Annotated in this window: 12 protein-coding genes; 5 read left to right on the forward strand and 7 right to left on the reverse strand. The window is 73.6% G+C overall.

Annotation, left to right across the window (positions count from 1 at the left end; all coding sequences use genetic code 11):
- The 6 genes from H9652_RS16255 to H9652_RS16280 form a co-directional block, all read right to left on the reverse strand.
- Positions 1–996, reverse strand: a 996-nt coding sequence (locus H9652_RS16255; protein ID WP_225228357.1) for an aminotransferase class III-fold pyridoxal phosphate-dependent enzyme, incomplete at its 3' end; no start/stop codon positions are given.
- Positions 993–1,964 carry an acetylglutamate kinase gene (argB, locus tag H9652_RS16260; RefSeq protein ID WP_318244221.1) on the reverse strand — a complete coding sequence of 324 codons (972 nt, stop codon included), beginning with the start codon at positions 1,962–1,964 and terminating at the stop codon, positions 993–995. The genes H9652_RS16255 and argB, both read right to left, overlap by 4 nt.
- Complete coding sequence (gene argJ / locus H9652_RS16265; RefSeq protein ID WP_191797339.1) at positions 1,961–3,157, reverse strand: bifunctional glutamate N-acetyltransferase/amino-acid acetyltransferase ArgJ; 1,197 nt, start codon at positions 3,155–3,157, stop codon at positions 1,961–1,963. Before argJ ends, argB begins: the two co-directional genes overlap by 4 nt.
- Entirely contained in the window at positions 3,154–4,230 is a 1,077-nt protein-coding gene (gene argC / locus H9652_RS16270) for an N-acetyl-gamma-glutamyl-phosphate reductase (RefSeq protein WP_191797341.1), read from the reverse strand. Before argC ends, argJ begins: the two co-directional genes overlap by 4 nt.
- Before the next feature lie 68 nt (positions 4,231–4,298).
- Positions 4,299–4,670, reverse strand: a complete 372-nt coding sequence (locus H9652_RS16275) for a VOC family protein (RefSeq protein WP_191797343.1) — start codon at positions 4,668–4,670, stop codon at positions 4,299–4,301.
- A gap of 55 nt (positions 4,671–4,725) precedes the next feature.
- Positions 4,726–5,145: a hypothetical protein gene (locus H9652_RS16280; protein ID WP_191797345.1), complete on the reverse strand. Its 420-nt coding sequence runs from the start codon at positions 5,143–5,145 to the stop codon at positions 4,726–4,728.
- A gap of 276 nt (positions 5,146–5,421) precedes the next feature.
- Between H9652_RS16280 and H9652_RS16285 the strand changes: the two genes are divergently transcribed.
- The gene (locus H9652_RS16285; RefSeq protein ID WP_191797346.1) at positions 5,422–6,957 is read left to right on the forward strand and encodes an outer membrane protein assembly factor BamB family protein; all 1,536 of its coding nucleotides are present in this window, start codon (positions 5,422–5,424) and stop codon (positions 6,955–6,957) included.
- Between the two features lie 58 nt (positions 6,958–7,015).
- Here H9652_RS16285 and H9652_RS16290 read toward each other — a convergent pair whose 3' ends face one another.
- Positions 7,016–8,797 carry a 2-isopropylmalate synthase gene (locus tag H9652_RS16290; protein WP_191797348.1) on the reverse strand — a complete coding sequence of 594 codons (1,782 nt, stop codon included), beginning with the start codon at positions 8,795–8,797 and terminating at the stop codon, positions 7,016–7,018.
- A 192-nt stretch (positions 8,798–8,989) separates the two neighbouring features.
- Here H9652_RS16290 and H9652_RS16295 point away from each other — a divergent pair, with 192 nt between their 5' ends.
- The 4 genes from H9652_RS16295 to H9652_RS16310 all read left to right on the forward strand — a co-directional run bounded on the left by H9652_RS16295 (position 8,990) and on the right by H9652_RS16310 (position 11,353).
- Positions 8,990–9,676: a FadR/GntR family transcriptional regulator gene (locus H9652_RS16295; protein ID WP_191797350.1), complete on the forward strand. Its 687-nt coding sequence runs from the start codon at positions 8,990–8,992 to the stop codon at positions 9,674–9,676.
- Between the two features lie 162 nt (positions 9,677–9,838).
- The gene (locus H9652_RS16300; RefSeq protein ID WP_318244224.1) at positions 9,839–10,030 is read left to right on the forward strand and encodes an ATP-binding cassette domain-containing protein; all 192 of its coding nucleotides are present in this window, start codon (positions 9,839–9,841) and stop codon (positions 10,028–10,030) included.
- 4 nt (positions 10,031–10,034) lie between these two features.
- Positions 10,035–11,084, forward strand: coding sequence for a quinone oxidoreductase family protein (locus H9652_RS16305; protein WP_191797354.1), 1,050 nt, complete (start codon positions 10,035–10,037; stop codon positions 11,082–11,084).
- Positions 11,081–11,353 carry a hypothetical protein gene (locus tag H9652_RS16310; RefSeq protein WP_191797357.1) on the forward strand — a complete coding sequence of 91 codons (273 nt, stop codon included), beginning with the start codon at positions 11,081–11,083 and terminating at the stop codon, positions 11,351–11,353. The genes H9652_RS16305 and H9652_RS16310 overlap by 4 nt, the downstream gene beginning before the upstream one ends.
- Positions 11,354–11,361 lie beyond the last annotated feature (8 nt).

Genomic DNA, 11,361 nt, shown 5'->3' on the forward strand with positions numbered 1-11,361 from the left:
CTGACCGCGCCCCAGGAGGGTCGCGGCCCGCTCGCCGAACGCCACGACGGCACCCACGGGGTACCCGCCGCCGAGCCCCTTGGCGAGCGTGACGACGTCGGGCGTGATGCCCCCGCCGATCTGCTGCTGCTGGAACGCGAACCACGAACCCGTGCGCCCCACGCCCGTCTGGACCTCGTCGAGGACCAGCAGCGCGCCCGACGCCGCGGTCAGCTCGCGCGCGACCACCAGGTAGCCGGGGGGCAGCGGGCGCACGCCCGCCTCGCCCTGGACCGGCTCGACGACCAGTGCCGCGACCTCGCCGCGAGCGGCGACCGCCTCGGGCGAGAAGGCCTGCTCGAGCGCGGCCACGTCGCCGAACGGGACGAACTCGACACCGCCCGGCAGGGGCTCGAAGGGCTCGCGGTACGCGGCCTTCGACGTCAGGGCGAGCGCGCCCATGCTGCGGCCGTGGAAGCCCCCCTCGAGCGCGAGGATCCTGGTCCGCGTGCCCGGGCCGGCGACGCCGTCACGGTTGCGGCGCGCCATCTTGAACGCGGCCTCGTTGGCCTCGGTGCCCGAGTTGGTGAAGAAGACGCGCGAGCCCTCGGGGGCCTGCGCGAGGTCCAGGAGCCGCTCGGCGAGCGCGATCTGCGTGGGCGACCCGAAGAAGTTCGACACGTGCCCGAGCGTCCCGAGCTGCGCGCTGACCGCCGCCGTGAGCGTGGGGTGCGCGTGACCCAGCGCGTTGACCGCGATGCCCGCGAGCAGGTCGAGGTAGCGCTTGCCGTCGGCGTCCCACACGTACGCGCCCTCGCCGCGGACCAGGACCTTCTGCGGCGCGCCGAACGTGTCCATGACCGCGTGCGTGTAGCGCTCGGTCCACTGCGCGACGCTGCCCGGGCCCGCCAGGGTCGTGTCCGCGGCCCCCTCGGCGCTCCGGGCGGCGTCGGCGGTGGTCGCGGACACGACCTCGGCGGGGTGGGTCGGCGAGACCTCGCCGGTCGTGCCGTTCATGACTGCTCCTGCGGGACGGGGAGGGGTGCGGCGGGGGTGGAGGCGAGCGCGTCCGGGACGACCATGGTCCCGTTGCCGCGCGTCGTGAAGACCTCCAGGAGGACCGAGTGCGCGACGCGGCCGTCGATCACGGTCGCGCGCGGGACGCCCCCGGACACGGCACGCAGGCACGCCTCCATCTTGGGCACCATGCCGGCCTCGAGCGAGGGCAGCAGGTCGGCGAGCTCGGAGCGCGTGATCTCGGCGACGAGCGAGCTCTTGTCCGGCCACGACGTGTACAGGCCCTCGACGTCGGTCAGGACGATGAGCTTCTTGGCGCCGAGCGCGACCGCGAGCGCCGCCGCGGCCGTGTCGGCGTTGACGTTGAGGACCTGGGTCGGGTCGTCGATGTCGGGCGCGATGGTCGAGACGACGGGGATGCGTCCGGCGTCGAGCAGGTCCTGGACCGCGGAGGGGTGGACCTCGACGACGTCGCCCACGAGCCCGACGTCCACGGGCTCGCCGTCGACCATGGCGTGGCGGCGCTGCGCCTGGAGCAGGCCCCCGTCCTCGCCCGACAGCCCGACCGCGTAGGGGCCGTGCGCGTTGATGAGCCCGACGAGCTCGCGCGAGACCTGGCCCGTGAGGACCATGCGCACGACGTCCATGGCCTCGGGCGTGGTCACGCGCAGGCCGCCGCGGAACTCGCTCTCGATGCCGAGGCGCGCGAGCATCGCGGAGATCTGCGGGCCGCCGCCGTGCACCACGACGGGATGCAGACCGACCTGGCGCAGGAACACCATGTCGCGCGCGAAAGCGGCCTTGAGCTCGTCGTCGATCATGGCGTTGCCGCCGTACTTGACGACCACGAGGGCGTCGCGGAACTCCTGCAGCCAGGGCATGGCCTCGAGCAGGACCTCGGCCTTCTGGCCGGGGGTCAGGTCGGTGCGAGTATCGAAGGCGATGCCTTCGGGGTTCTGGGCGCTCACGACGAGTACGCGCTGTTCTCGTGGACGTAGTCGTGCGTGAGGTCGTTGGTCCAGACCGTGACCTGGGCGTCGCCCGCGTGCAGGTCGACCTCGACGTGCACCTCGCGCTCCGAGGCGAGGTCCACGAGCTCGCGGGGCTCGCCCACTCCCCCGGCGCGGCAGACCTGGACGCCGTTGATCGACACGTCGAGCGCGAGCGCGTCGAAGGGCGCGACGTCCTCGGGGACGGTCCCGACGGCCGAGAGCACGCGGCCCCAGTTGGGGTCGTTGCCGAACACCGCGGCCTTGAAGAGGTTGGAGCGGGTCACGGCGCGGGCGACCGCGAGCGCAGCGGTCTCGTCGCTCGCGTTGGTGACGGTCACCGCGATGTCGTGGCTGGCGCCCTCGGCGTCCGCGACCAGGGCCCGCGCGAGGTCCGCGCACGCCTCGGTCACGGCCGCCGTGAGGTCCTCGAGGGTCACCGGCACCTGGGACGCACCGGAGGCCAGGAGGATCACCGTGTCGTTCGTCGACATGCAGCCGTCGGAGTCGACCCGGTCGAACGTGGTGGCGGTCGCGGCCCGCAGCGCGGCGTCCGCGGTCGCGGCGTCGACGACGGCGTCGGTGGTCAGCACGCAGAGCATGGTCGCGAGTCCGGGTGCGAGCATGCCGGCCCCCTTGGCCATGCCGCCCACCGACCAGCTCGTGGCGCCGTCCACGCTGTGCGCGTCGGTCACGTCGCGCGTGACGAGGACCGTCTTGGGGACGGTGTCGGTCGTCATGATCGCGAGGGCCGCCTCGGGGCCGCCGTCCGCGTCGGCAGCGCCGGCCGCGGCGTCGCAGCCCGCAAGGAGGTTGCCCATGGGCAGGCGCTCGCCGATGAGGCCCGTCGAGCAGACCAGGACGTCGCCCGCCGAGACCTCGAGGAGGTCCGCGACGTACTCGGCCGTGCGGTGGGTGTCGGCGAAGCCCTCGGGGCCGGTGCATGCGTTCGCGCCGCCCGAGTTGAGGACGACGGCGCGCGCGATGCCGTCGGCGACGGCCTGGCGCGACCATGCGACGGGGGCCGCGAACACGCGGTTCGACGTGAAGACGGCCGCGGCGACGTCGAGCGGGCCCTCGTTGACGACGAGCGCGACGTCCTTCTTCCCGGTGGACTTGAGCCCGGCGGCGACTCCTGCGGCCCGGAAGCCGAGCGGTCCGGTGACGGTCACGGTGCGACCCCTTCGGTGGTCAGGCCCAGGGTCTGCGGCAGTCCCAGGGCGATGTTCATGGACTGCACGGCGCCGCCGGCGGTCCCCTTGACGAGGTTGTCGATCGCGGTCACGGTCACGACGCGGCCCGCGGCGCGGTCGATCGCGACCTGCACCAGGGCCGTGTTGGCGCCCAGCGTCATGGCCGTGGTGGGCCACTGACCCTCGGGCAGGAGCTCGACGAAGGGCTCGCCGACGTACGCCTGCTCGTAGGCCTGGCGCAGGTCGGCGACGCTCAGGTCCTCGTGGCCCGGGGCCAGTCGAGCCGTCGCGGTTGCGAGGATGCCGCGCGCCATGGGCACGAGGGTGGGCGTGAAGGAGATCGTGACCTCGTCGGCGCCGGCCGAGCGCAGGTTCTGCGCGATCTCCGGGATGTGCCGGTGCGAGCCGCCCACGGCGTAGGGCTGGGCGGAGCCGAGCGCCTCGGAGGCGAGCAGGTGCGTCTTGAGCGACTTGCCCGCGCCCGAGTACCCGTTCGCGAGGACCGCGACGACGTCGACCGGGCTGAGCAGCCCCGCGGCGACGCCGGGCTGCAGGCCCAGGGTCACGGCCGTGACGTTGCAGCCGGGGACGGCGATGCGGCGCGCGCCCGCGAGGACCTCGCGCTGCTTGGTGTACTCGACGCCCGCGCCGGTCTGCTCGGTGATCAGGAGCTCGGGCAGGCCGTAGGGCCAGGTGCCCGCGTGCTCGGAGCCGTAGAACGCGGTCCAGTCCGCGGCGGACGCGAGCCGGTGGTCCGCGCCGAGGTCGAGGACCAGGACGTCGTCGGGGAGCTGCGCGGCGATCTCACCCGACGCGCCGTGCGGCAGCGCGAGCACGACGACGTCGTGGCCCACCAGGTGCTCGACGGTCGTGGGCAGCAGCACGCGGTCCGCGAGCGAGCGCAGGTGCGGCTGGTGCAGCCCGAGGAGCGACCCCGCGTTGGAGTGCGCCGTGAGGGCGCCGATCTCGACCTCGGGGTGCCCGGCGAGCAGCCGGAGCATCTCTCCGCCCGCGTAGCCGGACGCCCCGGCGACTGCCACTGTGATCGTCATATGCAGAACTATACATAGTTATGCACTGGATACGGAACCTCTTCGTCCCGGTGCGTCCCGCTGCGGCCTCAAGCCCCCCAGACGCCCAGCTCGTTGCCGCTCGGGTCCAGGAAGTGGAAGCGTCGGCCGCCCGGGAAGTCGTACGGACCCTCGACGATCTCCCCGCCCGCGTCCTGGACCAGCAGCAGCGACTCGTCGAGGTGGGCCGAGAAGAGGAGGACCAGCGGGCCGCCGCGCGTGACCTGGTCCGCGAGCGCCAGCCCGCCGGCCTCCGCCTCGCCCTCCTCCGCGGAGGTCCGGAAACCCGCGTAGCCCGGCCCGTAGGGGACGAACTCCCACCCGAAGGCCTCCGCATAGAACGACTGTGCGGCCGCCATGTCCGTGACGGAGAGCTCGAGGTAGTCGATCGAGTGATGGATGCCGTGCGCATGGGTAGCCATGCAGGCAGCGTGCCACGCGGCACCGACACGAGGCCGGCAGGCGCCTCGCCGCCGGTCAGACCTGCTGGTCGGACTGCCCGTGGAAGCGCGCGGGTCGACGACACTCGTCGACGACGGACGCGAGACGGCGCACTCGCACGACCGGTCCGACGGTGAACTGCAGCGGGACCACCTTCCGCCCACGTCGCAGCGCGAGCATCGAGAGGATCGCGCTCTCGGCCCCCCAGTTCCACAGGCTGCTGTACGGCACGACCACCAGCTCGTCCCCCGGGGCCAGCCGCACCGTCCGCCACCACCCTCGCAGGGACACCTCGCCCGCGCCGACGAAGACTCCCGTCCGCAGCCCGAGGACCATGAACACCGCGGCCCCGAGCGCCACTGCACCGAAGAAGAGGTCCGGCCCGGTCTCGATCAGGCCGCCCGCGCCGATGAGGAAGAAGGGCACGCCGACCACGAGCGCGAAGAATCGGCTCATGGACGTGGCCCCCCGCAGTGGGGCGAGACACCGGTCGCGCCCGCGGCCGTCGTCGGCCCTCACTCCATCCACCAGGTCGCGTGCGCCAAGCCGACCAGCGCCGGCATCCCGAGGAGCGCGACGACGGACCACTGGGGACGTGCGAGGACCGGTGTCATCACGGCGTCAGCATACTGGTCGGCTCCCCAGGTCGCGGACGCCCCGGACGGGTCAGCCGGACGTACCCCGTACCGCTAGGGTCTCGGCATGTCGCGGAGTCGCAGGGGTGGGTCAGGCATGCGGACGATGGAGTTCGAGGAGGAACCGGCCGAGGGTGACGAGACGCAGGTCGGGCCCGAAGAGCCCGGAGCGTCCGGAACGTTCGAGGACACCAGACCCGCCCAGCCCGGCGACCGCCGCCTGCGACGTCGATGGATCGCCGCCGGTACCGCCCTCGTCGTGGTCGCCGGTGGGCTCGCGCTCGGCGGAGAGATCGAGGACCGGCGCGCCGCCGACCGCCTGGTCGCTTCTCCCGGTGGCCTGTCCCCGTGGGGCGCGGCAGCGCCTCAGGAGCTGTGGTCGCTGGACACGCCGGGGGGTCGTCTCGTCTCCGGGGGCGCTGCGGGGCTCGTGCTCCTCGACCGCGGGACGGTCTCCCGGGTGGACCTGGGCACGGGCGATCTCGAGTGGTCGCGCGAGGTCGGCACGGACCTCGTGTGCGGGACGGACGTGGGCTGGCAGGCGGCCGTCGACCAGGACGACCCGCTCGTGTGCCTGTCGGGGGGCGACGACCGGGAGGTGACGGTGCTCGACGGCCACGGGCACGTCCTCGGCGAGCTACCGCTCGACGACTTCCTCAGCACGGGAGCCGACGTCGCGCCCGGCCCCGCGGGGTCGGTCGTCCTGGCCGAACGGGTGGGTGAGCGGTCGGCCGACCTCCCCGGGGCGTCCGTCAGCGTCCGGCCGACGGACGGCAGCCTCGAGGACGCCGTCGTCCCCGCCGGCAGGGGCGTGCAGGTCTCGGTCGTCGACGCCTCCACGGGCGCCGTCCGGTGGGAGCACGAGGTCGACTTCGTCGTCCCAAGTCGTACGACCGGCGACTGCGTCGCCCGCTTCAGCGACGAGGAGGGCGTCGAGTCCCACACCGTCGACGTCGAGAGCCTGACGGTCCGCTACGCCGGAGGGGTCGTCCAGGTCTCCGGCTGCGGGGTACGCTCGCTGTTCTCCGCCGACGGCGTCCGGCTCCAGGCTCCGGGCGACGCGAGCATCGGCGTCGTCCCGGTCGCGTCGGGCGGGTTCGTCTCGATCGCCGGGGACGTCGAGACCACGAACGCGCTGGACGACGACGGCACGGTCCGGTGGGAGAGCCCGGGACGCTACCTCTATCCCGTCTCGACCGACGGCGCCGCGCTCGCGGCGACGCTGCTCTCCTCTGACGGCCGGCTCGTCGCGGTCGACCCTCACGACGGCCACGCCCTGTGGACGGCGGACGTCCCCGCCGAGCAGGTGCTGGTGCAGGCCGGCGAGCAGGTCGTCGTCGCGAGCTACCTGTACCGGTGGGCGCTCGACCCCACGACCGGGCAGACGCTCTGGGACACGGAGGCGGGCTACGGCGACCGGTTCTCGGTCGGCGCCTTCACGGACGGCACGCGGCTAATCGAGGTCACTGTGCGCGGTGACCAGTCCACGGACGGCACCCGCCTCACGGCCCACGACCTCAGGACGGGCCAGGAGGCCTGGGTCGTCGACGGTCTGTCGGACCTCGAGTGGTTCGCCGCGATCGACGGAGCGCTCCTCCAGGTCGGCGAGGGGACCGTGGCGCGCTGGGGCTGAGCGGGCGGGCGGCGGGCACCTGCCCTCGCGCCGCCGCCCGCCGTGCCGTGAGCGCAGGTCAGGAGCGGCTCGCTGCCGCGGCCAGGGCCCGCACGCTCGCCCCCAGCACCGACGCGTCCCTCCCCACGGCCCACGCGACCGAGCCGTCCGCGGTGCGGTGCTCCAGGTAGGTCACGGCCCCCGCGTCGCTGCCAGCGGTGACGGACTGCTGCGTGAGCCCCAGCACCTCGACCGGGAGTCCCAGCCCGGCCAGGATGCTCGCGAGCGCGTCGACGGGTCCCGCACCGACCGCGGACCGCTCGACCCGCTCACCGTCCAGGGACAGCACGACGTCCAGGCGCTCGCGGTCGCCGTCCGCCTCGGGCTGCGCCACCGACCAGGCGAGCGGCAGGATCTGGCGCGCTCCGCCGTCGGGCAGGACGTACGCCGCCTCGAAGAGGCGCCACAGATCCTCGGCCGTGACCTCTCCCCCGCTGCGGTCCACGTGCGCCTGGACCCGGCGCGCGAAGTCGATCTGAAGCCGTCGCGGCAGCTCCAGGCCGTACGCGGACTCGAGCAGGTACGCGATGCCACCCTTGCCGGACTGGCTGTTGACGCGCACCACCGCGTCGTACGAGCGCCCGACGTCGGCAGGGTCCACGGGCAGGTACGGCACCTTCCAGGAAGCGTCCGCGGGGTCGACGCCCGCGGCGCGCGCGTCCGCGCGGTGCCGCGCGAACCCCTTGCGGATCGCGTCCTGGTGCGTCCCGGAGTAGGCCGTGTGCACGAGGTCTCCCGCGTACGGGTGGCGCTCGTGCACATCGATGCCGTTGCAGTCGACGACCGTGCGGCGGATCTCGTCGATGTCGGAGAAGTCGATCATGGGGTCCACGCCCTGCGCGTGCAGGTTGAGCCCCAGGGTCACCAGGTCGACGTTGCCCGTGCGCTCGCCGTTGCCGAACAGGCAGCCCTCGACGCGCTGCGCACCTGCCAGGACCGCCAGCTCCGCGCACGCCACGCCCGTGCCTCGGTCGTTGTGGGGATGGACGGACAGGATCACCGCGTCGCGCCGGTCGAGGTGACGGTGCACGTACTCGATCTGGTCGGCGTACACGTTGGGGGTCGCGACCTCGACCGTCGCCGGGAGGTTGAGGATCACGGGCCGCTCCGCGGTGGCGTCCCACAGGATCGTCATGCGCGCGCAGACCTCGAGCACATAGTCGGGCTCGGTGAGGTTGAAGACCTCGGGCGAGAACTCGAAGCGGACGCGCGGATCGTCCCCCGCGTGCCGCAGGACCTCGGTGCCCGCGGCGGCGATCAGGTCCGAGAGCTCGGCCCGTCCCTTGCCCAGCACGACGTCGCGCCAGGTCGGCGCGGTCGCGGTGTAGAGGTGCACCACGACGGGGTTGCGCAGGCCACGGACCGACTCGAACGTCCGGGCGATCAGGTCCGCCCGCGCCGCGGTGAAGACCACGATCGTCACGTGCTCGGGCGCCAGGTCGGTCTCGACGAGCAGACGGACGAAGTCGAAGTCGGTCTGCGAGGCGGACGGGTAGCCGACCTCGATCTCGGTGTATCCCATCGCGACGAGCAGCTCGAAGAAGCGACGCTTGCGCGCCGGGTCCATGGGCTCGGTCAGGGCCTGGTTGCCGTCGCGCAGGTCCACGGGCACCCACAGCGGTGCCACGGTGAGCCGGTTGCCGGGCCACCGGCGGTCCCTCAGCGGGACCGGTACGCGCGAGAACACGTCCTGGTAGCGGTGCGAGGGCATGCGCGAGGCGCGCTGGCGGTTCCACCCGGGCTGGCCGGGGACGTGCGCACCGTCAGGGGTACGCAGCGTGGGGAAGGGGCTGGTGGTCATGGGCGTCTGGCTCCGGGGGGCTGGCCGCGCGGTGCACGGCAGGCGGGGTCCGACCGGCGCACGGCAGACCCCCACGGCGGGGAGCCGGTCGGCTCAGGCCCCGCCGCGGCGACCAAGAAGGAGTGCGCTCCACGACATGTCGGGTACGCTAGCCGCGATCAAGTCCTCAGACAACCTGAGAGGTTGGCCCCCGTGCCCACGCTCCGCCGACTCCCCCTCGCCGACCAGGCGGCCGAGGTCATGCTCGACCGCGTCCGTACCGGCACGTGGCCGCTCGACCACCGACTCCCGGGCGAGCAGGCGCTCGCGGCCGAGCTCGGCGTCGGGCGCTCGACCGTGCGCGAGGCCATCCGCCAGCTCGCGGGCAAGGGCGTGCTCGAGAGCCGCCAGGGCTCGGGCGTCTACGTCGTCCGGGCCGAGGCGAGCGACGACTGGGAGGAGGTCCTGCGGCGCGGTGAGGTCGTCGACGTGCTCGAGGTCCGCGGCGCCCTGGAGACCGAGGCCGCCCGGCTCGCCGCGACCCGCCGCACCCCGGCCGACCTCCGCGCCATGACCACGGCGCTCGCAGGTCGTGGTGAGGTCCCGACGACCGCGAGCGCCCAGGACTACGTCGACGCCGACCTGGTCTTCCACCGCGCGGTCGTCGACGCCGCGCACAACGCGGTCCTGACCGACCTGTTCGCCACGTTCCTCCCCCGCCTGCACCGAGCGATGGTCGACATGATCGAGCTCGACGGCGCGGGCGAGCGCCACCGGCACGACCAGGACGCCCACGAGGCGATCCTCGACGCCGTCCGGGACCGCGACGCCGACCGTGCCGCCGCGACGAGCCGCCGACACCTCGACTCCGTCCACGCGAAGGTCGTCCGTGAGCACTGAGACCACCTCTCCCGCCTCCCCGACCAGGACCCCGCCCCAGGACCGCGAGGACGCCCGGGCCGTCCCGCCTGCTGACGCCCACCCCCTTCGGCGGGCACCCCCCTCGTGCTGAACCTGCGCGGCGTCGCGTTCGTCCGCGACGGGCGCACGATCCTCGAGCACGTGGACCTCACGGTCCGCGCAGGCGAGCACTGGGCGCTGATCGGCCCCAACGGTGCGGGCAGGAGCAGGGTCCTCAGCATGTGCGGCGTCGTCGAGCGTGCAGTTCGGGCTGTCGACGGGCGCTCTGGACAGCCCGAACTGCACACTCGGCGAGACCTCAGCCACCGACCGGGGTCCTGCCACCTAGGCTGACCCCATGCGCGCGATCCAGGCACTCCAGGCAGGTGGCCCCGACGTCCTCGAGCTCGTCGAGCTCCCTACCCCCGTCCCGGGCCCCGGTGAGCTCCTCGTCGACGTCGCCGCGGCCGGCGTCAACTTCATCGACACCTACCGTCGGGCGGGGGTGTACCCGATGGAGTACCCGCACGTGGTCGGCACCGAGGGTGCCGGCGTCGTCGCGGCGGTCGGCCCGGGGGTCGCGGAATTCGAGCCCGGCGACCACGTGGCATGGACCAACGCGTTCGGGTCGTACGCCGAGCAGGTGGTCGTCCCCGCGGACGTCGCGATCCCGGTGCCCGAGTCGGTCGACCTGCGCGTCGCGGCGGCCGTCGGCCTGCAGGGGCTCACGGCCCACTACCTCGTGACGTCGACCTATCCGGTCCAGCCCGGCGACGACGTCCTGCTGCACGCGGGGGCCGGCGGCGTCGGGCTGCTCGCGACCCAGCTCGCGGTGCGCCGCGGTGCGCGCGTCATCACGACCGTCTCGACCGAGGCCAAGGCCGAGCTGTCGCGCGCGGCCGGAGCCTCCGACGTCGTGAACTACGCCGAGCTCGACGACCTCACGACCGAGCTGCCCGCGATCGTGCGCGACCTCACGGGCGGCCGCGGCGTCGCCGTCGTCTACGACTCGGTCGGCAAGGACACGTTCGAGGCGTCCCTCGCGTCGTTGCGCCGCCGCGGCATGCTCGTGCTGTTCGGCGGGTCCTCGGGCCAGGTGCCGCCCTTCGACCTGCAGCGCCTCAACAAGGGCGGGTCGCTGTTCACGACGCGCCCCAAGCTCGATGACTACACCGCGACGCGCTCCGAGCTCCTCGACCGGGCGAGCGAGGTGTATGCGCTCGTCGCGTCGGGCGACCTCGACGTGCGCGTGGGCGCGACGTTCCCGCTCGCGCGCGCCGCCGACGCGCACCGCGCCCTGGAGGGGCGCGCGACGACCGGCAAGGTGCTGCTCGTCCCCGGCACCGGCCTCGACGCCGGAGCCGGCACCGACGCAACCACCGACCCGGCGACGGACCTCGCCTCGTGAGCTGGGACTGGGTCCCGCCACGACCCGGCGAGGACGAAACCGCCCGACGCTCCGACCGCCGCCTGCGCCTGGCGCTGACGGTCCTCCTGGTCGTCTTCACGGGAGTCCTCGCGGTGTACTACCTGACCGTCGGGCTCGACCAGATGCGCACGCAGTGCCTGGCAGACCGCCCCGCGGGCGTCTCCACCAGCGAGGTCACCACGACGTGGCGCTGGTGGCCGCCGGGGTACGACTGCGGGTACCCGGACGGCGGCGCACAGAGCGTCTAGCGATTCCC

This window comes from Oerskovia rustica (genome assembly GCF_014836555.1).
GTDB lineage: Bacteria > Actinomycetota > Actinomycetes > Actinomycetales > Cellulomonadaceae > Oerskovia > Oerskovia rustica.

What these genes read in the sequence shown, in the direction of transcription:
- H9652_RS16290 (WP_191797348.1), bottom strand. Translation starts at nt 8,797, where the DNA reads ATGACCACCAGCCCCTTCCCCACGCTGCGTACCCCTGACGGTGCGCAC.
- argC (WP_191797341.1), bottom strand. Translation starts at nt 4,230, where the DNA reads ATGACGATCACAGTGGCAGTCGCCGGGGCGTCCGGCTACGCGGGCGGA.
- H9652_RS16280 (WP_191797345.1), bottom strand. Translation starts at nt 5,145, where the DNA reads ATGAGCCGATTCTTCGCGCTCGTGGTCGGCGTGCCCTTCTTCCTCATC.
- H9652_RS16305 (WP_191797354.1), top strand. Translation starts at nt 10,035, where the DNA reads ATGCGCGCGATCCAGGCACTCCAGGCAGGTGGCCCCGACGTCCTCGAG.
- H9652_RS16275 (WP_191797343.1), bottom strand. Translation starts at nt 4,670, where the DNA reads ATGGCTACCCATGCGCACGGCATCCATCACTCGATCGACTACCTCGAG.
- H9652_RS16285 (WP_191797346.1), top strand. Translation starts at nt 5,422, where the DNA reads ATGCGGACGATGGAGTTCGAGGAGGAACCGGCCGAGGGTGACGAGACG.